The organism is Pseudomonas sp. 7P_10.2_Bac1, assembly GCF_025465935.1.
Lineage (GTDB): Bacteria > Pseudomonadota > Gammaproteobacteria > Pseudomonadales > Pseudomonadaceae > Aquipseudomonas.
Genome location: NZ_JANLNV010000064.1, coordinates 49836 through 73510 on the forward strand (window position 1 = coordinate 49836; position 23675 = coordinate 73510).

Here is a 23675-nt window from a genome sequence, read left to right on the forward strand (position 1 = left end):
CACAGCAACTACCAGAAAGGGCCGAAAGGCCCTTTCTTATGTTTCAAATTATGCTTTTGCACAAAATTTTCACGTGCCGTGCCTGACAATTTGCGTGCAAAATTTCGGCTCGATGGCTTCTCAGAAGACACCCATCTGGATTTCCCATTCAGATGTCGAGCCAAACCCTGTGCATTTAAGGGTGCAGTATCAGTGGTAAACCACCGGTGATCGTGCAACATTTGCCCGCCCGCGCATGAGCTCCCTGCATGTGTGCCTTCTTGGCGCAGGTGCTGGCCGTGCACAGAAAAGCCACTTCAACTTGAACCAATGGGTCCTTTAACGACATGGCAAACCCGGACGCCTTAAAACAACAGAACGCTGCCAAGCGAGTGTTGCAACCGACCGTCAAATCGCATCTGGCGTTTACGCTGCTCAGCGCCTTGATCATGATGCTGATGTTTACCCTGTTGCGGGTGGCATTGCTGGTTTACAACCGGGAAATGATCCTGGATACCCCGGCCTCGACTTTCCTAGAAGCCTTTTTCAATGGTCTGCGCTTTGACTTGCGCATCGTGGTTTATCTCAGCATTCCGTTGCTGCTGTCGTTGCTCAGCGCGCATGCCATGCGCCTGCGCGGCACCATGCGTTTCTGGCTCACTGCAGCCTCCAGCCTGGCGTTTTTTCTGGGCCTGATGGAGTTGGACTTCTACCGCGAGTTTCACCAGCGCCTCAACGGTCTGGTCTTCCAGTATGTGAAGGAAGATCCGAAAACCGTGATGAGCATGCTGTGGTACGGCTTCCCGGTGGTGCGTTATCTGCTGGCCTGGGCCGTGGGTACAGTGATCCTTTATTTTGCCTTCAAAGGTGCAGACCGTCTGACCCGTACACAGGCCAGCCAGGGCGCTGCGACATCCGACGCCAAGCGTGCGGTTGCCCCGTGGTACGCGCGCATTGCCGTGTTCATGGTGATTCTGGTGGTGTGTGTGGTCGCTGCTCGTGGCACGCTGCGTCAAGGTCCTCCACTTCGCTGGGGTGATGCCTACACAACCGATTCCAACTTCGCCAACCAGTTGGGCCTCAATGGTTCCTTGTCGCTGATCTCCGCAGCGCAGAGCCGTTTCTCTGACGAGCGCAGCAATATCTGGAAGGCCAACCTGCCGCAACCAGAGGCTCAGCAGACCGTGCGTGACATGCTGCTGACCGAGAACGACAAACTGGTCGACCCGGATACGGCACCTGTGCGCCGTGATACCACGCCGCCAGAAGAAAAGACCCTGCCGATCAAGAACGTCGTGGTCATCCTGATGGAAAGCTTCGCCGGCCACTCAGTGGGTGCACTGGGCCGCCCGGGCAATGTGACACCTTACTTCGACAACCTGGCCAAGGAAGGCTTGCTGTTCGAGCGTTTCTTCTCCAACGGTACGCACACGCACCAGGGCATGTTCGCCACTATGGCGTGCTTCCCGAACCTGCCGGGTTTTGAATACCTGATGCAGACCCCGGAAGGCAGCCACAAGCTGTCCGGTCTGCCGGAACTGCTCAGTGCGCGTAAGTACGATGATGTGTATGTCTACAACGGCGATTTTGCCTGGGACAACCAGTCTGGTTTCTTCAGCAACCAGGGTATGACCACTTTCGTAGGGCGTAACGACTTCGTGAACCCTGTGTTCTCGGATCCTACGTGGGGTGTGTCCGACCAGGACATGTTCAACCGTGGCCTCGAGGAGCTGAAAAAGCGTGAAGGCAAAGAGCCGTTCTATGCATTGCTGCAAACCCTGTCCAACCACACGCCATACGCCTTGCCGACTCCATTGCCTGTTGAGCGCGTAACCGACCGTGGCTCGTTGAACGAACATTTGACCGCCATGCGTTATTCAGACTGGGCGTTGGGTCAATTCTTCGAGAAGGCGCGCAAAGAGCCGTACTTCAAGGAAACCCTGTTTGTGATCGTGGGTGACCACGGTTTTGGCAACGAACAACAGATCTCGGAAATGGACCTTGGACGTTTCAACGTTCCGCTGTTGTTGATCGGGCCGGGCATCCAGGAGAAGTTCGGTGCACGGGTTGATACCGTGGGCACTCAGATCGACATTGTGCCGACCATCATGGGCCGTCTGGGTGGCGAGTTCCGTCAGCAATGCTGGGGCCGTGACCTGTTGAACCTGCCGGAAGGCGACAAGGGTTCAGGCGTGATCAAGCCGTCGGGCAACGATCAGACCGTGGCCATCATCAGTGGCGATCATCTGCTGGTTCAGCCTAAAGACATGCCCGCCAAGGTTTGGCAATACAATTTGGGGCCTAACCCGGGGGCTAAAGTCGTGACCGACTCGCCAGACGAAGCCGAACTCAAGAAGAAGCTCGAATCCTTCTTGCAGACGGCGACCAAGAGCTTGTTGGATAACACAGCCGGTGTAGTTGATCCGAAGTAACTCGATGTAAAAAAGAAGAGGCCTTATGGCCTCTTTTTTTCGCGCGTATTTCAGTGGTCGCGCCGTTATATCTTTCCAAGCAGAAGCAGTATCAACAGCACAACCAGCACCGTGCCGATAAGGCCGGAGGGCCCATAGCCCCAGTTTCTTGAGTGAGGGAAAACTGGCAGTCCGCCCACCAGCAGCAAGATCAGGATGATCAGAAGAATCAGGGTCATGACTATTTCCTCATTGATGGATGTCAGTAAGGACGGCGCTCAGTGGGCGTTGTATCCACTGCTACGTACGCTCTTAATAAGTCCGACTTGCATGGAGCGAGGAAAATTCAACTTTTTATTTGGCGCGGCTTGTTAAGCGTGGGGTATTGCCTGGCCAAAGTCGGCCGGGTAGGGTGGCGCGCTTGTCTAGGGAGGGAAATATCGATGCTTAATTACGTTTGGTTTTTTTTAGCGGCCCTGTTTGAGATTGCAGGCTGCTACGGGTTCTGGATGTGGCTGCGCCAAGGCAAGAGTGTGTTGTGGGTAGTGCCGGCTGTGTTGAGCCTGGCGGTGTTTGCACTGCTTTTGACCAAGGTCGAAGCGGCTTATGCGGGACGGGCCTATGCCGCGTACGGCGGGATCTACATCGTAACGTCTATCGCCTGGCTGGCGGTGGTTGAACGAGTCCGACCATTAGGGTCTGACTGGATTGGCCTGGTGCTGTGCGTCATTGGAGCAACGATCATTTTGCTGGGGCCACGTTTTTCCGCCCAGTAGGACAATGTGCCTTTGATGAGGAATTTTCGACAGGTGTCTTGTAGGACATTTAACTTTATTGCGTAGGGTGTAATTCCGATAAAAGTAAGCCACAACTGAATTGTTGTGTAGGGATTGAAGTGGCGTTTTGCGCGGTTCAGTCTTCGTGGCCACATACCTTTAAGGATGAGAGCCATGCAAATACTTAAACGCGTTAGCGGAGAACATTTCTGTATCGGCGAAGACATTATCATTCATGTCATTTGCGTCAGTGGCAGCCACGTGCGTCTTGGGGTTGAAGCCCCCAAGAACGTCAGTGTGCACCGGGCCGAAATTTTTGAACGGATCAAAAACAAGTTTGCTGGTCATTTGACCATCGAGCCTTTACTCAAACGTTAATCAAAGAGCTCTTTGGGTACGGCATGCTTGGGTACCAATTGGCATTGCTGGCTTTCCAGATCAAAGAAAATAACGGCTTGCCCTTTGCTCAGAGCGTGGCGCACCCGCAGGACGCGGGTCTCTTGTGGCGTGTCATCACCGTTGTCAGTGCCATCGCGGCTGACGAAGTCTTCAATCAGGCGGGTAAGGGTGTCTGGTTCAAGCTGGTCGTAAGGAATAAGCATGGGGCGATCTCGTAAACAGTCCGGGCGATGCTACTGGCCTGAGGCCTGTACGGCTAGCCCTGTAGCATCGTTGCACTGCTGATTGTGTCTGTCTGGCTAGCGCTGCCAGATGCCTTTGCCCGTGAGTCGAGCACGATCATGGGGTTTGTCGAAGTTAAGTGCAGGGCCTTTAGGAATGATCCCGGTAGGGTTGATCGTGCGATGACTGGCGTAGTAGTGCCCTTTGATGTGAGTGAAGTCCACAGTTTGCGCCACCCCGGGCCATTGATAGAGTTCAAGCAACCAGTTGCACAGGTTTGGATAATCGACAACGCGGCGTTCATTGCATTTGAAGTGGCTGTAGTACACCGCGTCAAAGCGAATCAGCGTTGTGAAGAGTCGTACGTCAGCTTCGGTCAGATACTCACCTGCCAGGTAGCGATGAGTTGCCAGGTATCGCTCAAGCTGCTCAAGCTCATGAAACACATCATCATAGGCTTGCTCGTAAGCAGATTGCGACGTGGCGAAGCCGGCGCGATAGACGCCATTGTTCAGTGCCGGGTAAATGCTGGCGTTCCAACGGTCGATGTCAACGGCTAATGCCTGCGGATACAGATTCAGCGTATTGCCGGTCAGCTCATTGAATGCGCTGTTAAACATACGAATGATGTCGGCGGATTCGTTGCTGACAATGCATTGGCGCTGCGAATCCCACAATACCGGGACGGTTACGCGGCCAGTGTAGTCGGGCGTGTCGCGGGTGTAGCGTTGATACATGACGCGCAGGTCGTCCAGTTTATCGCCCGTTGACCCATGCGCTTTATCGAACGTCCAGCCGTCTTCGAGCATCAGCCAACTGACCACCGAAACATCGACCAGGGCGTCGAGGCCTTTGAGCTTGCGAGTAATGAGCGTGCGGTGGGCCCATGGGCAGGCCAGTGATACATACAGATGGTAGCGGCCGGCTTGCGCCGCAAAACCGCCCGTGCCGGTTGGGCCCGGAGCCCCATCGGTTGTCACCCAGTTGCGGCGTTGTGCTTGTTCACGCTCGAAGGCGCCGTCTTTGCTGCTTTTGTACCACTGGTCATGCCAGTGTCCATCGATCAACAGGCCCATAGTGTGCTCCTTGGCAATTGTGCGTTGGAGCCCAGTCTAAGGGCCTGAGTTCGGACGAATAGTGCAAAACCTCGGGGTTAACGATCGGTTAAATCGATTTGTCGCGGTTATCCCAATACTGCTGAGCCAGCTCGAGCGCTTGTTCTCGCGCAGTGCCCAGCCCACGCAAAGCCAGAGCCATAGTCGAGAGCAGGGCCAATTGCGGGTAACTGTCTTCGATGTCGCCCCGCCAAAGCGCCTTGAGATGCTCCGGGTCAAGTGAGGCGGGCTTTACATGGCGCCGGGCCGACAGCGCTGGCCATTCTTCATCCCAATTGACGCCTGCCGTCGTGCCATACAAATGGCTGGCGGTGTCCGGGTTGATTTCAATCTCGCCGCCGTCGCCTTTGATCACGATGCTGGTGTCGCCCAGCAAACCACTGGCCTCACGGTGCACGCTCTGATAGCCAGGATGGAAAATGCTTTGCAAACCGCAGCGGGCGCCAAGCGGGTTGAGCACGCGCGCCAATGAGTGGATAGGTGAGCGCAGGCCCAGAGTGTTGCGAAGATCAATCATGCGCTGTAATTGCGGCGCCCAATCCTGCAACGGGATAAACGCCAAGTGAGTGGTGTTTAGCGCGGTTTCAACGCTGTGCCAATCACGGCACAGCGGGATGCCAAGTTCGCCCAGCAATTGTTCGGTGTACAGGCGCCCGGCGGTATGTGCGCCGCCGCCGTGCATCAGAATACGAACGCCGTTTTGCGCCAGGCATTTGGCCGCCAACAGATACCAGGGTAGATGACGTTTTTTGCCTGCATACGTCGGCCAGTCGATATCAACGTTGATTGCGGGCGCCGTCAGGCGTTCGCGCACGGCTTCGGTAAAACCGGCCAATTCTTCGGGGCTTTCTTCTTTATGACGCAACAACATCAGGAAGGCGCCCAATTGCGTGTCCTCGACCTTTTCGTCGAGCAGCATGCCCATGGCTTGACGAGCTTCTTCGCGGGTCAAGCTGCGGGCGCCGCGTTTGCCCTTGCCCAGAATGCGCACAAATTGCGCGAAAGGGTGTTCGGCCGGTGTTTCGAGCGTCAGCGCAGTAATTGGAGTATTCATAGGCAGTTGGTCGGTTTTGGCAGGCCCGCCAGCTTGGCAGCGAGCTTGGCGGGGGTGCCATTAAATAGACGGTTGAGGTGCAAGCTGTTGCCTTTTTCAGGACCTAGCTTGAGCGCCGTGTACTTGATTAGCGGACGCGTGGCCGGTGACAGCTCGAACTCCTGATAGAAGCTGCGCAGCAATTCAAGGATCTCCCAATGCTCGGGGCTCAATTCGATCTGCGCCTGAGCTGCCAAGGCGTGGGCGACCTCGGCAGACCAGTCATTTAACTCCACCAGGTAGCCGTCTTTATCCAGCGCAATTTCTTTGCCATTCAGGAGAAGGGTGTTCATAGCCAACTGTTGACCTTGTCATAGTGAATCGACAGCTCGACAAAGGCAGGGTAATCAACCGCTTTCGCCCACGATGGGCATTGGAGGTTGCGCGCGAGCAAATCTTCGTCGAGGACAAAGAGCTTGAGCGTGGAGCTCTTTTCTTCCAAGGCCTTCAGAGGGTTGCTCTGGGGCTGTAGTGCATAAACCGCGTCGCCTGTTAGCAACAGCGCATCATCGTTGCCTAGAACACGTAAGCAACTGCTTAAGCGCGTGTCTGAGAAAGGCGAGTGGCTCAGGACGTGTAAAGTCGTCATCAGAGGGTTATCACTTGGTCAAAACGGTCAATAAGAGCGCGCACCTCATCGGTTGAAAGCGCTTGGACATCATCGACTGCCAGGCTGGCGGGCGACATCCCACGTTCGGTCAGGCTGTGGCTGCAGGCAAAAACGTCATCAATTCCGAACAACGACAAGGCTTGCAGATTGGCCTGAAGGTTCTTTTGCTGAAGCGCCGCAGCGTTTTGTCCGGGAGCGAGTTGGAACACACCATCGTCCATGAACACCAGCGCAATCGGCAGATCAAAGGCTCCACCGGCCAGCACGATATCCAGTGCCTCTCGGGCGCTTGGCCCCGACCATGGTGCCTGACGGCTGATAATCAACAGCGATTTAGCCATCTCAAGGCCCTCCGAAGCAGATCAGCCGATCGGCGGATTGAATGGCGTCGTGAAGCTGGCCCAGACCAGACAATTCCCACGGTGCTATCAAATTGACCGCCTGGCGCTCGTAGCGGGCAGCTTCCTCTTCATTCAACACACCACGGCGCAACGCGGCCGCAATGCACACCACGCCGTCCAACTGATGCTGGCTGACGAATGCAGCCCACTGTTGCGCGATATCTTGCTCATCTTGCGGTGTGACCACATTGCTTGAGGCGCTATGTACGCCGTCCTGATAGAAGAACAGCCGCACGATCTCGTGACCGCTAGCCAGCGCCGCTTCGGCAAAACGCAGGGCACGGCGAGAAGAGGGCGTATGGGCTGCTGAATAAAGGGCAATGGCAAATTTCATGGTCAACTCTGTCAGCAAATCTGCGGCAATGATAAAGCCAGATGCTCAAAGATGCTTGCAGCAGGCAACAAAAAGCCCGCCGAAGCGGGCTTTCGTGTAGCTGGGTCACTCAGTCATCGCTGCTCATGATGCCGAAAATCTGCAGCAGGCTGACGAACAGGTTGTAGATCGATACATACAGGCTGATGGTTGCCATGATGTAGTTACGTTCGCCGCCATGAATGATGGCGCTGGTCTGGAACAGGATGCAGACCGAAGAAAACAGTACAAAACCGGCGCTGATAGCCAGTTGCAAGCCGCTGATCTGGAAGAAGAAACTTGCGACCACGGCGCCCAGCAGAACAAAGAAGCCAGCGGTGATGAAGCCGCTCAGAAAGCTCATGTCCTTGCGGCTGATCAGCACATAAGCCGACAGACCACCAAATACCAGTGCTGTCATGGCGAATGCCGAACTAACCACTTCCGCGCCGCCCTGCATGCCCAGGTAGCGGTTAAGGATCGGGCCAAGCAAAAAGCCCATGAAGCCGGTCAAGGCAAACGTCGACACCAAGCCCCAAACCGAATCGCGCAGCTTGTTGGTCAAGAAGAACAGGCCATAAAAGCCAATCAGCACCACGAAAATGTTCGGATAACCGACCCGCATCTGTTGTGCGACATAAGCCATAACGCCGCTGAAAGCGAGCGTCAGGGCCAGTAAACCGTAAGTGTTACGCAGGACACGGCTAACCTCTAGCTGCTCGGCCTGCACGCTGTTATTAACGGCGTAATCCTGTTCGCGCATGGCGATACTCCTGTGGTTTGAAATGTTAAGTAGCAAAGATCATAGCAGAGGCTCTGAAACAAGCGATCAAGAGAGTTTGACAACGTGTTTCGTTCAGGTATTATGGCGCCCGCAACAACGATAGGAGGTGTGGCCGAGTGGTTTAAGGCAACGGTCTTGAAAACCGTCGACTGTAACAGGTCCTAGAGTTCGAATCTCTACGCCTCCGCCATATTGCTACACCGACAGAGCCCGCTTTTAGCGGGCTTTGTCGTTTCTGGGGTTTGGAAAAGGGGGCTGCTCGGCGGTGATCGTTTCCGCATCTTTTTGGATCGTTTCCGCAACTGGTGTCGTTTTTGAGTCCGATCCAGCTTTTTGCAGGCTGGTGTTTAACGTACTGGTAAGTGCCTTTTGGTTGTGCACTTTCCATCGATTTAACGTGTTGGCTTAACAATTTCTCCAACCCGCCTGTACACCGTCTCGGTAATCCGCTTGTCCGTGTGCCCTAGCAACCGACTTGCATCCCCCAGGTCGTCAATCTCGCTCGCAGCCTTTGGCCTAATATCCCGGAACTGAAATTGGCGCACGCTTTCGGCCAGCGTCGTGTCCTGGTTATCAAGTGCCTCTTTGACGGCCTGTAGGCGTGCGTCATCAAAGCGCAGTCGCAGCATGGCTGCCGATACCTTCATCCCGCGCTCCGTGATGATCAGATACGGGTTGCGTACGCTCCAGCGTCGACGTTGCTCCAGCAGGCGCTCGACCAGAACTCCCAACTGATTCAGGTTCTCACCATAGCTCAGTCGGATACGCAGCTTTTTGGTGGTCTTGCCTTGGGCAACTTGTAGAAAACCTTCCACTACATCGGCCGCTCGCATCGAAAGTACATCCCCTGGGCGCTGGCCTGTGAGGTAGGCCAGATCCATGGCGTCGCGCAGCTCGGGCACGGCCTGTTTGTAAACGGCGTCCCATATCATCCCTTCTCGGGCGGTCGAAAGTCTAAGCAGATCAACAGCCGCGGGCTGACCTTCAATGCCTCGGGCCGCTACCAGCAAATGCTCAGGGACTGGCCGCATTACCGCGATCTTTTGAAGCTCCCGGACTTCGGACCTATCAGCCAGGACAAGCTCGCCATTCAGCACATCAGAGAGTGCAGGGCGCTTCCCGATGTCATAGCTGGCCGCATCGAGCCCGCAATCGACAAGTGCCGAAATATCTGGGCCAGCCTGCCGGGCGCGGGCTACGGCCAGCGCGAGCATCAACTGCAGGATTTGATAGCGCAATACGAACGGGCATTGAAGGTGGTGGCATGAGGCCGGCCCGCTGGGTGGGCCTTGCGCTGCTGCTGGCCATTGCTTGTTTTGCCACATGGAAAGTGGACGCCTGGCGCTACGGCAAGCAACTGGCTGATCTGAGCGCAGAACATCAAGCCGCTCTGACTCACCTGGTCAACGTCAACTAAGCGTTAATTTTGGAAGAGCAGGGCAGACGCTTTGCTTTTGAACAATGGCTGGCAGCCAGTGACCAAGCCCACTACCGAGCCTTGACCGATGAAAAACCAATCAAGCACGCCTGCGTGATCGCCTTGCTACTGCTGACTTGCGGCTGTCAGTCCTACTCGACGCAACCGCCGCAACGGGTAGTGACGCAATGCAACCCACCACCGGCACCGGCGGCGTGGTTCATGCAGCCCGTCGAGCCCAACTAGACCCAGCGCATGCTCAACGAATTATCGGAATCACCGGCGACGGCGATCAAGGACTGATCGCGTTGCAGGCCTGTCAGGCTTATGCCAAAGAAGTCTCAAGCACGAAATAAAAGGAGCGGCCGAAGCTGGATGCGTCAACATCCAGCCCGGCCACCAAACCCGCAGATCTGTACTGCAAGCCCAGTCAAGGCTCGTGCTCCGTGTGCAAAGCGGAGCGAGCCTAACAACTGTCTATCCATACAGTAAAGGTCTTGCATATTATGTCTTCACCCATCATTCCCTGGATGGGCGGCAAACGCCGCCTGGCCGACCGTCTTATACCCCTGTTCCCACCTCACGAATGCTACGTCGAAGTCTTCGCCGGCGGCGGGGCGCTGTACTTTCTGCGTCCACAGCCTGCGCCTGTCGAAGTGCTTAACGATATCAACGGCGACCTGGTCACCCTGTACCGGGTTGTGCAGAACCACCTGGAAGAGTTCGTGCGCCAGTTCAAATGGGCACTCAGCTCGCGGCAGATATTCGAGTGGCAAAAAATGACCCGCCCGGAAACCCTGACTGACATCCAGCGCGCCGCCCGATTCTTCGACCTGCAGCACCATGCCTTTGGCGGCAAGGTCTCAGGGCAGAGCTTCGGTACCGCCACAACAGCGCCTGCAATCAACCTGCTACGCATTGAAGAAAACCTGTCAGCTGCCTGGCAGCGGTTGTCCGGCACCTACGTTGAGAACCTGCCCTGGCTTGAGTGTGTAGAGCGTTACGACCGGGCGCACACCTTCCATTACATGGACCCGCCTTACTGGCAGACGGCGGGCTACGGCGTCGACTTTCCGTTTGAAAACTACGAGCGCATGGCCGACTTTATGCGGCGCTGCAAAGGCAAGGTGATGGTCAGCATCAACGACCATCCGGACATTCGACGGGTGTTTGAAGGGTTTCATTTTGAGACGACCGAGATCCGGTACACGACCACGAATCAGCGGCAGGGGAAGGCTGAGGTTACGGGGGAGCTGATTGTTATGAGTTGGGAGCCGAGGGATTTGGGAGGACTTTTTTAGTTAGGGGAAAGTTTTAAGTTGATTCTAAGTCATTTGAGCGTTAATCGATTTATTGAGGGGTGTCTTGACTTTGTTATTAATTATATAGGTGCTGGTCTGTTGTGAGTCACCAGAAAGAGCTGCAATTGGCCGAAAAAAATGTTGGTTTATATTAAGATCGTAATGTCTTAAAGGAAATCTGAAGAAGCTCACTCTTCTAGAAGTTATAAGCCTTGAGGTCTCGTATTATTTGGGCTTGCTTTTTAGTGTCGGAGCTTTCCAGATAAACCACTAGCAGTGGGCTCATCATCTGCTTTTGAAGAGGATGTGGTGAAAGTAACTGAATCTGTACCGTAGACTGTCACAGTTAGACTGGAGGGGTGTAGATAATTTAATTGAAACTAAGCTGATTGTTCAAACTATAAAGCACACTATTAAATTCTAAGCGGGGAAAAGGAAAGCTAGAATAAAAAGGGCGCTGGCGTTTTTTCAGTACGAAAAATAAGCCTGTCCCTTTTTAGTTAAAAAATATGTTTAAGTTAATTTTTTAATCTGTTAGCACGTATCTTTCTAATAATCGGAAACAAGAATTCAGTCAATTCGTTCATCCATGGTGGGGTATCTGACTTGTTCGCAATTGCAGTATATCTGAGCGCGAACTTGACTTTGAATCTAGGTAGATTGAACAATTCTTCCATGTTGCGCTGCTCGGTTGCCCGCAAATCGAACGCCAAAGCTGCGGGCCAATCTTCATGATCGTGATTTATAGCTTCCAAGAGAGGTCCAACATAGCTCTTAAACTCGGGATCATTTTCGAAGCTTCTGAGTGTAGCTATAAAGTCATTAGGCGTTAGTGTATCCTCGATGACTGTCGGAGGATGATATTCTACATTGCTTGTTGATTTTAGCATTGTTCGAGTTTCTGTGAGATCATTATGAATGCGCTTGATTTGAATTTGTTTTATTGAATCATTTGCATCATATTTTTCAAATGCCTTATCAGTGTCTAATAGCAAAAAGACCTTGCCTTTGATGTCGTCGCGATGGTCATCAAGAGCCATCTCTAAATATCTAAATATTTTCTTAACATGTTTGGATCCGCCAACTGGTAGAATGAATAATTTTTTTCTTGATAAATAAAAGTCGAGATATATTTTGTCGGCCGACCCTTCGCAAACGATCCATCTATAGTCAGTGCCTGTTATAGAGGCTATCATTGATTGAACAAGATCGTTTAAACCTTTGAGTTCTATATCCGAAGGTAGTTTTCCTTGCGTCGTCTTTCTAAGTTTTGCAATGTCTTCCCTGAAGCATCGCAAGTCAATTATTATTAGTTCGCTCTCAAGCTTAGGGCAGTAAATAGCTACACCGTCAGATACAATTGGCATGAATCCATACCAATGAGTAGTGATAACTGTCTGGACTCGAGCTTGAGAGATGTCTTTCAATTTTTCGAATTGTTCAAAGCACGCGGAGACGTGTAGGGATAATTCGGGCTCGTCTAAAGCAAAGATAACATGATGCTCTCTGGCTGCTTCAGTCTCTAGAAGAAACGCTCTTGCAATATCTATCAAAGCTTGTCTTTTTTCGCCCGAGCTTAGATTGTTCACTGGGACACTATCTTTGCCAACTGTTTTCGTAAGGATTTTACTATCAAAGAAAGCTTCTATGATTTTCTCTGTTAAGTGCGATTGATTGAAGAGGTTTTGTTTTTTTGCAGGTTTTTTATATTCGTAATGTTCAAGTGTATTGGAGATTTCTGCTAGGAAAGCATTGAGTTTTTGGTTGATGTCTGTGACTGTCGCTTTTTTAACTATATTTCTGACTATTTCCTCTATTTTTGTTCCTAAAAGCGCTTGGACTGTTTTACTTTCTATCTTTGTGTATTCTTTGAAGTTGATTTCGGATGGAATGTATATGTATTGGTATGTTGTTTGTATGTATTGAGATAAGGCCTCTTCAAACCCTTGCCAATATTTGGAGCTTTGCAGTGTGTCGAACTCTTCCAAGGACTCAAATATTGAAAAGTACGAGGTGGGTGCTGCACCCGCTGCTGCTTTAATCAGTCCAAAGGGTATAAGATAATAGTTATTAACATCGTAACCATTGCTAAGTAAAATATCTCTATTGGAACAGAATTCGTTGACAGGTTTTGGCGATGAATTAAAATCTTGTGGGGTTGCCGACCATATCATTTCATTAATTTCATCAAGAAACTCATCATGCTCAGTGTGCTGAAAGTTGAAAGAACCTTTTTTTATAAGGAAAATAGGACAGATGTACGGTTCTCTCTCGGGAAACCCTTTGCTCAAACTGTGATTTAAATTCCATTCTGTTGAATTAAAGAAGCTGTCAAGCGCTTCTAAAACAGAGCTCTTGCCTGAGCCATTTTCACCAACAATTGCTGAAAACATGCTGCCGTTAGAAAGAGGTATATAATTTATATTTTGGTATGTTTTGTAATTTCTTAATAGCAGCCCTATGATCACATTCTTCTCCTTTCAAATGCGGTGTGCTCGCATGCTAGCAGATTGCCACAGTAAGTTTTTACAAAGGAAGCTCGGTGAGCGCCCCGTCCCTGGGTCGGCACTGTATATATATACATTTAAAATTTGAAAGCCGTGGGTGCTTGAATAGTCCTTCTCTACTTCAACCGATCCTCAGCCTTCCTATACGCAGCCTCATTCTCACGCTTGTCGACAGCGACCACGAACACCACAATCTCTTGATCAATCACCTGATAGATCAGGCGGTAACCCGCACTGCGCAATTTGATTTTGTAGCAGTCGGGGAGGTCATGTAGCCGGTTAGCCTCAACCCGTGGGTTGGCCAGGATCTCTGCCAGTTTCTTTTTGAATTGCTGCCTGACCGTATCTCCGAGTTTGTGCCACTCCTTGAGTGCGCGCTGGTCAAACTCAAGACTAAAGGTCATCCAGCGTCACCTTTATACGCTGCGGAGCTGCAAGCCGTTCGCGGACGGTGTTGATGAACTGTTCATCTTCTTCGGTCATGAGCACGGGGCGAAAGGGCAACTGGCCGCGTTCTGCGACGTATTGCAAAGCCTGGCGCATCAGCTCTGAAGGCGTGACGCCGAGGCGTTCAAGTTCTTGGTAGGCGCGGGCTTTGAGTTCGTCGTCTACACGGATGTTGATGGAGGCCATAGGTTTGATTCCTGTAATGACAATTGTCATTACAATGGCTGCCATGACTTTTTTTTGCAAGTGCCGTTTGGCAGAGCCTGGATGGGTGTTATGGCTTCAAAATCCTTTCCGCAATCAAAATACCAAACCTTGAAAGACGTGGCCTGTAGCTCTGTAAGAATATTCGTCTTGCGGAATATTAAAAATACTAAGCCGTTGAAATATAACGAATTTTATTCGAGACGGTTGAAAACCGTCGGCTGTAACAGGTCCTAGAGTTCGAATCTCTACGCCTCCGCCATATTGCTACACCGACAGAGTCCGCTTTTAGCGGGCTTTGTCGTTTCTGGGTTTGGGGAAGGGTGCTGCTCATGGGTGGTTTTGGGTGAAGCGTTCCAAAACTTTTTATAATGTGTTCCATAACTCAGCTCATTTTGACAGGTTGGCGGTCGCTCCGATGCGTCTGTGAACCTGCTGCGGTGTGCCCCAGCAGCAGACTTGCCTCGGCGATATCCTTGATTTCAGATGCGGCCTTGGGGGGAATATCCCTGAACTGGAATGCGGCTTTTTAATAGAGCAACTTTCCAAGGCTGTTAGCTTCCTCCGCCTGGGTCCACTCGTATTCTGAGGTGCTTGCAGCCCTCAACAGCGTCCTTGCGCATCATCAACACGTCAGCAGGGCGCTGGCTTATCAGGTAGGCCAGCGCCATTGCGTCTTTCAATTCCTGCGGGGCTGTGGTGTGCACCGCAGTCCACACGGCATCGTTGGCACAGAAGTCACCTGGCTTTTATCGTTTCTTGCGCACGCCCTTGCCATGTTGAATACATGGGACAGAGAGGCGATCCCCAGATTGGCTCGAGCCTTGGCAGTCCTGGTGTCTCGGTCCCCGACAATCGTTGCCGGCCTAATCGAGTCGATCGGGCGTCAGAAGTCTCCGCTAGGAATTAAAAGAAGCGGCCGAAACTGGATGCGTGAACTATACGAGCCACTTCAAATAGCTAGCCCGCTCGATATCAACAACCTCAACGGTTACAGAGCACGACACCAAATCAAGTTCGCTGAGCCTGGTCTGTATCGATTTGGAGAGTATTGTTTTTTGCAACAAGGATCTCCCTGAAAGTATCTTGACCGTTACATGAATAAAGTCGGTCTTGAAACCGCCTACACTATAACTTTGATAGGAAATTGCCCGGGCTTTAATATCGCTACCGTCCGGTTCGAAAAGCTTAGAGTCTAGTGTGCCCTGATAAACTTTCGATGTAAGCAGGTCGCTATCCAGAGTGGCTGAGCACTCAATAATGCAATGAGGCATAATTTCTTCAACTATATCCGTATTATTTTAATGGTGAATTTGAGCGGGTACTTTCGAACGTTTGGTCCTCACTGTCAAGTGGGGGCATTAGCACTAAAGGAGTTGCTCCGGTTGTAGTAAACGCTCGGTGACCGCTGTTGGCCGATTGTGTTGAAAAAATCGGCTATCGTTCTCGCGGTTGAAAAGTGCGCGCTTGGGATTGAAATTTTTACTTTGAACAGGGGCTCCGGACTCAGATTTCACCTAGCTGCGCGCTGAAGAGGCGTTTTCAGTTGTCAGTATACGGTCAGTCTGGAGGGACCGATTTTTCAACACAGCCGACCCTGACTGTCGCCGGAATCAACGGCCGTCCTAGCCGTCAGCGGTCGAATGTCGGAATCGACATCGAACAACTTAAGAACTGGTTATTAGATTTACCGCTGGCAGCGGATCGGCACTGGCCCGCTGGGGTGCTCTGGTGCTATTTGCTGGCTCATTGGATTGTCGCTGCTGAACGGGCATGTTTCGTATGTGTACCTCAAAATGTACCCACCTCGATTCCAAAACAGCCGGTAGACAACGTCGGGCACCTGCTGCCACCGCAGTGGATGCCTTCCTCGCAACCTTGAGTAGGTTTGGCGCTCCCTTCCGGCTACACTAAATATCAATGGCCAAACACTGCGAATCTACACAATGCACTTAAAGCGATTTAGATGTTTTGGAACAGAACCGAATAGCGGCAATGAAGCTTTGGTAATTTTCGAAGGTACTTCCTCAAGATCGTCGATAGCTGAGCGTCAAAGTTTTGCGGCTGCGCAGAAAGTTAATGCTTGTGTGTTCATCAACATAGGGGAGGGTGGCGTCGGACCGTGCGTTCTCGATTTCTATTACCCACATGCCAGAAGTCCTCTCTGTTTTCACGCTTCACTGGCGGCTGCGTATTACATGCACACCCATCATGTTGCTGAATATTCTGGGTCAATGCAGACATCTATGGGTAACCAGTTGTTGACCTTTACGCACTCGGAAAATGAGCTGAGCATCAGTGTCGAACCGGATCAAGTGAAAAGCCCTGTGCCCTCTATGGGTGCCATTGCAAAACTGCTCGGATGCGCTGAAACAGCGATCAAGCCCACCGCGGCAATAGCGTCGGTGGGGAGTCCGAAGCTATTGGTTGAAATGGTCAGTCCAGAGGAGTTGTACGCATTGCGTCCTCAACTAACTGAGATTGTCGAATGGGGGAAGGTGTCCGCTGTGAACGGCATTTACGCCTACGCGCACCGCGAACTGAATAAGTATGAGGGACGAAATTTCAATCATCTAATAGAGAATTTGGAGGATGCTGCAACTGGCGTAGCAGCAGGTGCGCTTAGCGTTTATCTGGCAAAAAACATCATCCTGTACCAAGGAGTCATGCTGGGTAATAGGTGTCAAATCAGTACGTCTCACAGTGATGGAATGATCAGTGTGGGAGGTTTGGTTTTCGAAGCATGACAGCGGAGTTTGCCTGCGTGCTAACTCATTTATTCGCGCGCCGACATGAAGCAAATCATTCAACAATAGGCGACTATTCGAGGGGCAAATGGGTTGTAGGGGGCATTGCCGGTAATACGCAGGCGAACGGAGGTCGAGGGGTAAGGCATGTCCGCTTCTGGCCGATTGCAGCCGTTCGTGACAGGCAGCAATCGGCCAGAAGCGGACGTTCGCAAGCGACCGTTAACGGCCAAAAAAACAGCCGTACAGCAGCGATCGAGGAAGAGCCAAAGCCGTTTATGGCGGCTTGCAACAACGATGGTCCAGGTGCAGACTGCCGTCAGAGAAAACAACTAATTGTGATGAAAAAATGGCTGGCAGACACGTAGGAAAAATTGCATCGCTGCGAAAGCGATTTGGTTTCCTGAACACAGACGATAGCAATGTACGTCTGTATTTTTTGCGAACTGAACAGGATGAGGCGTTTGACTATCAGGTAGGTGATAAGGTTAGCTACGTTCTTGGGGAAAATGATATAGGCCCATGCGCTCTCGACATCAAACCAGATGTAGTATCCCCCGAATTAGATGCCTCTATAGAACTAGATAAGGATACTGGCCAAGACTATATGGCCCAAGCAGTAATTGCTCGGGACAATCGGCGGTTTGATCACGCGGAGACCCTTTTTCGAAAAGCTTTTGAAGTTTCTCCGTCGTTACAGGTAGTTCTAAGCTTCGCCGCTATGGAGAAGAGTCGTGGTCGAAAGAAAGAAGCTATGGAAGTTTATCGAGAAGGGTTAAAAAAATTTCCTGCCCGAAAAATATATGAAGACGCTGCAACTCTGGCTATTTCTCTCGCGTTATTTTCAGAAGCTCGTAGCCTTCTAACAAAAGCACTCGAATACGCTAAACCTGGCACGCTAGGTGGGATTTATTTGCTTTTAGGGCGAAATGCTTTTAAAGAAGATACTGCTGCGTCACTCAAAGAATCAGTAATCCATTATGAACGAGCCATTCAGACACTATCCCCGGCATCATTTCCGGGAAGCGATCTCAGGTCGCTCAACATCGCCCGGCTTCGGGGCCAACACCACAGGGGAAATCTTGCCTTCAGTTTTTTTAGTGGTGAAGGCTTTAAGATTATCGATGTTGAGCCCCTCGATGCAGTAACTCAAGGCGCAGATATTGTGGTTGGTATTGTAGATAAAGAACTAATAGAAAGCTTTGGTGTCGAGACCACAATATTAGTAAGAGTTTACTTTAAGGCTCAAGTATCACTAGCTGATATAGACGAGCTAACTGAAAAAATTGCGGTTTCTGCTGCTGCGCGCGGCACAGATGAACAACTAAGTCTTATCGTAACCGCATCAGTATCGGAAGATCTGAAGAAAGTATTGTTCTCGCGAATTGAAAACAAAAACAAACTTTACCCCGCAGTGATACCGCTTTCTCAGGAGGAGATAGAGACGGGAGCGACTCACGCAACGCTGAATGAGTTATTTGGGCAGTGGCTTTATCGTAGAGATTTATTTAATGTTAACTTCCCCGTCGTTGGGCGGAAATTTTTTGGTCGCAATCGCGACCTTGATGAGTTGAAACATTCAATTACTGATTCGATTCCGGTAGGGTTATTCGGGCTGCGAAAGGTTGGAAAAACATCACTTCTTAAAGAGTTGTCACGAAGAGCCAGGGATAATGGTGATATCTACGTATATGTCGACTTACTCCGCGTCCCCGGAGATGTTAAAAACTTCAGTTGGATTTATTGGCGCTTATCGTTAGAACTTCATCGCCTCGTGTCTTCAAGTGAGACGCTAAAAGTACAAAGCTGGAGGCTCGGGGGCCGCTTTGAAAGCGTTCTAGATATACCCGACGATTTTCCTGTAGCAACAGCTTTTGATGCGGATCTGACTAGTATTCTCAGGTCTATCGACAGTTCGCCCGCTGACTCAAGGCCTAAGCTGGTATTACTTCTGGATGAAATTGAGCGACTTCTTCCTAACTCACAAGGAAAAGAGGGTCTCTCAGGCTATTTCGACTTCTTCAGTTACTTGCGGGGTGTTTCTCAAGAGTCAAGCTCATTTTCTCTTGTGGTGACTGGTGCAAATGCGGCAATCTCGGAAACAGCTCAATTCGAGGGGCGTGATAATCCCGCGTTTAATTTTTTTAAAGAAATCTATCTTCGGTTATTGCCTTCACCCGAATGCAACGCCATGTTAAGCGCTCTCGGGCGAGGAATGGGTATCAAGTTTGAAAAGGGGGCGATCCCTGCAATTGTTAAATTAACAGGAGGGCACCCGTTCTTTTCAAGACAGTTCTGCAGTTTTCTTGCCGAAAAATATATTGAACGGCCGTTACTGGTAACCGATACCATGGTCGACGAAAGCGTCGATCAATATATTCTCTTTTGCGACAAAGATATGCGAGAAATTTTCGAAAGACTTTCGAGAGATTATCCCGACGAGAAAGAATTCTGTCTAGCACTGGCGTTGAATGGTAACAAAGGCCATATATCAAGCGAACTCGTCAAAAGCGGTTCTTCGGGTATTGCGCTGAGGCACTTATTAGGCTATCAGCTCATTGAGCTGGAAGGTGGGCGGGCTAAATTCACCATGCTCTTACTTGATCTATGGCTAAAAAGAAAAATTGGGGAGTTTCACTAATGCGTAGTTTTGACCCCTTTCAAGCCGATGTTCGTATCTTTGCAGGTAGAGAAAAACTTGTAGCGGATCTGAAACGCGACGCTATAAATAGGAGATGTGTACTACTGTTTGGCGGGCGTCAAAGCGGGAAGACAACACTACTCCTTAAGGTACATGAGTCTTTGCAGCGATCGGTAGATGTTGAAAAACTTGACACATTCACTTGTCCAGTTTTTATTGATCTTACTAGGCTTCCTGTAGAAGCGACCCCTGGAGACTTCTTTACCTATTTAATTTCGAGGGCTATTGAGTCGTGCAACGCATCGATTGATGGGTTTCCGATAAATCCTCTAGAGGTAAATGGTTGCGTCACAATAGAGGACTTCTCCTCAAAAATATTAGCTATAACTAGTAGCGCAGGCAACATTGACTTAACAATCCTCTTCCTTGTAGATGAATCTGAACGTGTTTTAGGCGAACGTTTTCCACGCGGCTTCCAAGATAACCTCTTCACTATCCTTTATGGATCAGAGTTAGCTGCTCAAGCAAAGATTGGAATGGTGTTTGCGGGAGCCCAGCAGCTTTTTGTCTTTTCGGAAGATGACACCTCGCCTATTGGCAGCCGCGCGGCATATCATTACCTCCAGAACTTTTCAAAAAAAGATGTGGGTGCTGTCGTGAAGAATATAGAGACAGTATATTCACTTTCTATCGAGGAGATGGTTGCTTCCGAACTACATTCCATGACTGGAGGGCATGCGGGGCTTACGGTTCGACTGTGTGACTTTATTCAGCGTAATGAAGTGAATTCTGTTGAGAGTCTTTCTTCGACGCTTACAGTATTTCGTGCCGAGTGCCGGCAGCTTTTGCGCCTTTGGGCGGCAGCTTTATCGAAACAAGCGAGGGCTATTCATGATGTACTCGCGATCAGTAATCAAATCCCTAATAGTCGAATAGTCTCCATCTTCAAAGAAAATGGATGGGACCCGATGCTTTCTGAAAAGGCAATTGACGAGCTTTTATTTACCGGGATCGGTAAATATGAGAGTGGCTCTCTTGGTACAGCTAATGAAATATACTGGGATTACGTGAGAGAGTATATCGTAGTCGAAGAAGTTTCACTCGCACCCCGTGATGACACAAATGAAGGTCCCACGCACGATGCTATATGGACGTTAATTGAAAGCGCTGAAATCAGCCTTCGATCCTATGTGCGATCAATTTACGAACAAACTTTTGGTGCGGATGTACAGACGAAAGTTGAGCAAGCTATTGGTGGTCCAGCTTTCAACAAAGTGTTGGGAAATGTGGCAAAGTCAAATTCACGTTACAAGTACACGCCGCGTGATCAGATTTTAGGAATCTTTGATGGCCTATATCTCGGTCAACTTGGTCAATTAATAATGTGGAAAGAAGCATGGGCAGCCTTCAGTCATCTTGCGCAAGACAAAAGAGAATTGGAAATAATGCTCGCGCCAATTAATGCTGTGCGGACGGACAAGGCCCATTTTTACAGTGTACCAGTTAGAGAGCTTTCTCGATGCAAACTACATTGTGAGGATTTGATTTTTTTGATTGAAAAGCATAGCCCAAAAAATGCAATATAAGTTTTTTTTCATGTATAGGTTTCCTAGCCGACAGTAATGAGGACGATCTTTTGAGATGAGATTGGAGTGCGCCGCAACCCACTCGTAAAAAACATCGTGAATGATCGTCCTCTCGGACGCCACATCCTTCGGGGACGCTATCATGGCGTTTAACGTAGTAGCTCAATACTCATGCGCAAGTCTGCCATCAGCCTAAAGACTCTTATTCAGCCACTGCGTCGAAATCAAGCACGTTCAGTGCGCCCACAGAGGACCTTGCTCTTGGCCCCCTCTCCAAGACTGCCTCTTCCGGCTCACAACTGAGCGACTCAACCCAGAGAGTTCTCAGGAGCGGCTTTGGGTGGAAAAGGGTCTCTCCTGGCCGGAAGCTGCCCATCGCGAGGGGCGGCAATCGGCCAATTCATTACAAACTCCAGATTAAGCCAACTCCTCAGCACCGCCTCTTAGCTCGAGATTTCTTGAATCGCACCTGCTATTACTGAGCTCCAGTGCGGAGATAGAGGGACACACGTAAGGTGGAAAATAAACCAGCACGCATAAATGCATGAAGGCTCAAAGCATTGCGCCGTTGAAAGCTTACCGTGCGCCACTTCGTGCCTTAGCATGGGGCCACCTTTGAGGTTGAACAGGATGTGGAATAGGTACGTGTTATCCACCCCGAACACCTGCTCTATTTCCCCCCAGTAGTTCGAGAGCAACTGCTTGAGTGACTGATCTTCTTGCGTGAGATCCACATTTAGCTTGGCAGTATTCGATCTGCGGCTGTTCAGCACATGCCTCAGGGCATTCTCAAGCTGCGGGATCAACAGGTGAGCTGCCGAGACCATGTCCCCCTGGACAAGCTTAGAAAAGCCCTGGGAGAAAATTGCCTCGAACCCTGGTGGCACGAATTCACTTCTACAAACAATGGGCTCAAAATGCCGATCATCAATGAGCTGACAGCGGCTCATCGTAATGCACGCTGGCCGAATAAATGCCTCTGTCGCTATATGGTAGTGAAGTCCCGCCTCACTAAGGCTTTCGTGATCAAACCACGCCCCTGATGGTTCACTGCCATGCGGCACATGCGCCGCTGTCGCGATCACCTTTCCTCGTTCATCGGCATAAGACTTGCCGGACATCGACGAGAAGAAGTATTTGTCTCTCTTCTCCAGGCAGTTTTTATGAAGGGCAATTTTGTCTGGGGCGCGACTTGTGAATGCCAGCCGCAGCAGCATTTCGTGAACATCAAGCGGCTCGAATTCTTCTATCGTCGCCCGACGCTCATCCGTTAAATCCATCGGTACACTGAACGAGCCAAACTCGGAAAGCGAATCATCTTCGTGCTGCTGGAGCTCCTTCTTGAGGAACTCGATTCTCTGCGCCATACCGCCAATTGCACGGAGTTCACCAATAGCACTGCGTGTCCATGAAGCTTTTGCCATGGCGGTACTAACTGAGTCCCGCATCCGTAGCGTCTGCTCGACTGCATTCACCCTGCATCTGACAGCAGATTCCTTGTCGTCCACCTTGAGATAAGCACGAGCCGCATGGAGCCATACTTTCTTCACTACCTCAGCATATTGTTTATCTTTCGTAGCTTGTGCCAGTGCCTCGGCTACAGCCGCGATTTCCTGCCATTCAAGCAGTCCACTGGACTGGGCAATGGGTGATAACCTCACGAAGGCGACCAGGCACTCATTGTCCTTGGCCATTTCATAGGCCTGTTTCAGCACCTCCTTGGCACTGCCTGGGATCTCATTCCGCTTGCCAGCAGAGGCATAGATAGCGAACGCCCGATCAATGAGATCAACCACCTTGAAGGGAACTGCAAAATCCGACTCGTATTGATCGAGCAGCTCTTTTTTGAAAAAAAGCTCTACCGCATTCAAATACGAACTGGAGGCAAGCGCGGCGACAGCATGAAGCCTTCGGTTGACATACCAACAGCTGTCAGCGATCCGAGCGCGAAGCAATGGGTGGTCAATCTGCTCGGCTATCTGGACAAGAACTCCCTGCTGCTCGCCCAGGTAATCACTCGGGATGAGCGTCCTCTTACCCTTAAAAATGATCTGAGGAGAGAAGGTGTCTGGCCTGCTGGGATTGAAGTGATAGCTACAGACAACTGCCAAGACGTTATAGGCCCTAAATGCAGCGGCATCGCCTGTATTTTCTGCAATCTGAGCAGCCTCTCTAAGAGCATGCTCCAGCGTGTGAAAGTGCAGCGAGTTACTCATCGCCATGATGGAGGCTGGTTTGATATGCGCGAAGTCCTCCAGAGTTGCCAAATCCATCAACGACTTCTTCTTATCTTCATCCTTGTTCGTCACAAACTTCACCTCACTCGCCCATGTTGGTTTACGGGGTTTCTTCAGTGGCCAAACCAGCCATAAATGATTCTAAACCCCTATTGAACTCTGAGTGAGACAAGCAATTGAACTACACAAAAGCTTATGATGCGCTCTCTCATCGCACCGAGTACTCCTCCATCTTTTGCTGGGTACGATGCTAACAAAAACCCGGCCGGTGACTGACCTTGAAGGGCTGAAGAACTTGCGATGGTGCGGCTATTCCTTGGCATGCTGGCCGGCTCTAATAGGCCTCTAGATGGGGTTTAAAGAGGCTAAACATCGACTACCGAGCTGGCAGGTCACTGTCCCCTCGCGCGCTGAGCGAAGGGCTGCTTTTGGCCGGTAGCTGCCCT

Annotated in this window: 22 protein-coding genes, 1 tRNA gene and 1 pseudogene; 9 read left to right on the top strand and 15 right to left on the bottom strand. The window is 50.7% G+C overall.

The window, feature by feature from the left end:
- The first annotated feature begins 326 nt into the window (after positions 1-326).
- Positions 327-2411: an LTA synthase family protein gene (locus NTD86_RS13810; protein ID WP_262203027.1), complete on the top strand. Its 2085-nt coding sequence runs from the start codon at positions 327-329 to the stop codon at positions 2409-2411.
- A gap of 65 nt (positions 2412-2476) precedes the next feature.
- Here NTD86_RS13810 and NTD86_RS13815 read toward each other — a convergent pair whose 3' ends face one another.
- Positions 2477-2629 carry a DUF3309 family protein gene (locus NTD86_RS13815; protein ID WP_410016981.1) on the bottom strand — a complete coding sequence of 51 codons (153 nt, stop codon included), beginning with the start codon at positions 2627-2629 and terminating at the stop codon, positions 2477-2479.
- Positions 2630-2833: 204 nt separating this feature from the next.
- On the opposite strand from NTD86_RS13815, the gene NTD86_RS13820 reads away from it, so the two are divergent.
- Positions 2834-3166 carry a YnfA family protein gene (locus tag NTD86_RS13820; protein WP_262203028.1) on the top strand — a complete coding sequence of 111 codons (333 nt, stop codon included), beginning with the start codon at positions 2834-2836 and terminating at the stop codon, positions 3164-3166.
- A 174-nt stretch (positions 3167-3340) separates the two neighbouring features.
- Complete coding sequence (locus tag NTD86_RS13825) at positions 3341-3544, top strand: carbon storage regulator (RefSeq protein WP_262203029.1); 204 nt, start codon at positions 3341-3343, stop codon at positions 3542-3544.
- Here NTD86_RS13825 and NTD86_RS13830 read toward each other — a convergent pair.
- The 8 genes from NTD86_RS13830 to NTD86_RS13865 all read right to left on the bottom strand — a co-directional run bounded on the left by NTD86_RS13830 (position 3541) and on the right by NTD86_RS13865 (position 8121).
- Complete coding sequence (locus NTD86_RS13830; RefSeq protein WP_262203030.1) at positions 3541-3768, bottom strand: YheU family protein; 228 nt, start codon at positions 3766-3768, stop codon at positions 3541-3543. The two genes, NTD86_RS13825 and NTD86_RS13830, sit on opposite strands and share 4 nt — an antisense overlap.
- A 96-nt stretch (positions 3769-3864) precedes the next feature.
- Complete coding sequence (locus NTD86_RS13835; RefSeq protein WP_262203031.1) at positions 3865-4863, bottom strand: glutathione S-transferase family protein; 999 nt, start codon at positions 4861-4863, stop codon at positions 3865-3867.
- Positions 4864-4951: 88 nt separating this feature from the next.
- Positions 4952-5956 carry a glycosyl transferase family protein gene (locus NTD86_RS13840; protein WP_262203032.1) on the bottom strand — a complete coding sequence of 335 codons (1005 nt, stop codon included), beginning with the start codon at positions 5954-5956 and terminating at the stop codon, positions 4952-4954.
- Positions 5953-6288, bottom strand: a complete 336-nt coding sequence (locus NTD86_RS13845; RefSeq protein ID WP_262203033.1) for a TusE/DsrC/DsvC family sulfur relay protein — start codon at positions 6286-6288, stop codon at positions 5953-5955. The genes NTD86_RS13840 and NTD86_RS13845 overlap by 4 nt, the downstream gene beginning before the upstream one ends.
- Positions 6285-6584: a sulfurtransferase complex subunit TusB gene (gene tusB, locus NTD86_RS13850; RefSeq protein WP_262203034.1), complete on the bottom strand. Its 300-nt coding sequence runs from the start codon at positions 6582-6584 to the stop codon at positions 6285-6287. The genes NTD86_RS13845 and tusB overlap by 4 nt, the downstream gene beginning before the upstream one ends.
- Complete coding sequence (gene tusC, locus NTD86_RS13855) at positions 6584-6946, bottom strand: sulfurtransferase complex subunit TusC (protein ID WP_262203035.1); 363 nt, start codon at positions 6944-6946, stop codon at positions 6584-6586. The genes tusB and tusC overlap by 1 nt, the downstream gene beginning before the upstream one ends.
- Position 6947: 1 nt before the next feature.
- Positions 6948-7340 (bottom strand): sulfurtransferase complex subunit TusD, encoded by a 393-nt coding sequence (tusD, locus tag NTD86_RS13860; protein WP_262203036.1) that lies wholly within the window; start codon positions 7338-7340, stop codon positions 6948-6950.
- 109 nt (positions 7341-7449) lie between these two features.
- A complete protein-coding gene (locus NTD86_RS13865; RefSeq protein ID WP_262203037.1) occupies positions 7450-8121 on the bottom strand; it encodes a Bax inhibitor-1/YccA family protein in 672 nt (223 codons plus the stop codon).
- Between the two features lie 123 nt (positions 8122-8244).
- Here NTD86_RS13865 and NTD86_RS13870 point away from each other — a divergent pair.
- A tRNA-Ser gene (locus tag NTD86_RS13870) sits at positions 8245-8332 on the top strand.
- Positions 8333-8534: 202 nt separating this feature from the next.
- On the opposite strand, the gene NTD86_RS24345 is transcribed toward NTD86_RS13870, so the two are convergent.
- On the bottom strand, positions 8535-9380 hold the full coding sequence (locus NTD86_RS24345; protein WP_410016982.1) for a tyrosine-type recombinase/integrase: 846 nt from the start codon (positions 9378-9380) through the stop codon (positions 8535-8537).
- A gap of 26 nt (positions 9381-9406) precedes the next feature.
- Between NTD86_RS24345 and NTD86_RS13885 the strand changes: the two are divergent.
- Together NTD86_RS13885 and NTD86_RS13890 are read left to right on the top strand one after the other, a co-directional pair.
- Positions 9407-9915, top strand: a pseudogene (locus NTD86_RS13885) (lysis protein).
- Positions 9916-10065: 150 nt separating this feature from the next.
- Complete coding sequence (locus NTD86_RS13890; RefSeq protein WP_262203040.1) at positions 10066-10860, top strand: DNA adenine methylase; 795 nt, start codon at positions 10066-10068, stop codon at positions 10858-10860.
- A 518-nt stretch (positions 10861-11378) separates the two neighbouring features.
- On the opposite strand, the gene NTD86_RS13895 is transcribed toward NTD86_RS13890, so the two are convergent.
- The 4 genes from NTD86_RS13895 to NTD86_RS13915 all read right to left on the bottom strand — a co-directional run bounded on the left by NTD86_RS13895 (position 11379) and on the right by NTD86_RS13915 (position 15292).
- Positions 11379-13328 carry an ATP-dependent nuclease gene (locus tag NTD86_RS13895; protein ID WP_262203041.1) on the bottom strand — a complete coding sequence of 650 codons (1950 nt, stop codon included), beginning with the start codon at positions 13326-13328 and terminating at the stop codon, positions 11379-11381.
- Between the two features lie 155 nt (positions 13329-13483).
- On the bottom strand, positions 13484-13771 hold the full coding sequence (locus tag NTD86_RS13900; protein ID WP_262203042.1) for a type II toxin-antitoxin system RelE family toxin: 288 nt from the start codon (positions 13769-13771) through the stop codon (positions 13484-13486).
- Positions 13761-14000, bottom strand: coding sequence for a type II toxin-antitoxin system RelB/DinJ family antitoxin (locus NTD86_RS13905; protein WP_262203043.1), 240 nt, complete (start codon positions 13998-14000; stop codon positions 13761-13763). The genes NTD86_RS13900 and NTD86_RS13905 overlap by 11 nt, the downstream gene beginning before the upstream one ends.
- Before the next feature lie 956 nt (positions 14001-14956).
- Positions 14957-15292, bottom strand: a complete 336-nt coding sequence (locus tag NTD86_RS13915) for a 5-carboxymethyl-2-hydroxymuconate Delta-isomerase (RefSeq protein ID WP_262203045.1) — start codon at positions 15290-15292, stop codon at positions 14957-14959.
- A gap of 672 nt (positions 15293-15964) precedes the next feature.
- Between NTD86_RS13915 and NTD86_RS13920 the strand changes: the two genes are divergently transcribed.
- The 3 genes from NTD86_RS13920 to NTD86_RS13930 all read left to right on the top strand — a co-directional run bounded on the left by NTD86_RS13920 (position 15965) and on the right by NTD86_RS13930 (position 20992).
- Complete coding sequence (locus NTD86_RS13920) at positions 15965-16765, top strand: PhzF family phenazine biosynthesis protein (RefSeq protein ID WP_262203047.1); 801 nt, start codon at positions 15965-15967, stop codon at positions 16763-16765.
- 349 nt (positions 16766-17114) lie between these two features.
- Positions 17115-19406 (top strand): hypothetical protein, encoded by a 2292-nt coding sequence (locus tag NTD86_RS13925; protein WP_262203049.1) that lies wholly within the window; start codon positions 17115-17117, stop codon positions 19404-19406.
- The gene (locus NTD86_RS13930) at positions 19406-20992 is read left to right on the top strand and encodes a hypothetical protein (protein WP_262203050.1); all 1587 of its coding nucleotides are present in this window, start codon (positions 19406-19408) and stop codon (positions 20990-20992) included. Before NTD86_RS13925 ends, NTD86_RS13930 begins: the two co-directional genes overlap by 1 nt.
- A 443-nt stretch (positions 20993-21435) precedes the next feature.
- Here NTD86_RS13930 and NTD86_RS13935 read toward each other — a convergent pair whose 3' ends face one another.
- Complete coding sequence (locus tag NTD86_RS13935) at positions 21436-23301, bottom strand: DUF4209 domain-containing protein (protein WP_262203051.1); 1866 nt, start codon at positions 23299-23301, stop codon at positions 21436-21438.
- Between the last annotated feature and the right edge of the window lie 374 nt (positions 23302-23675).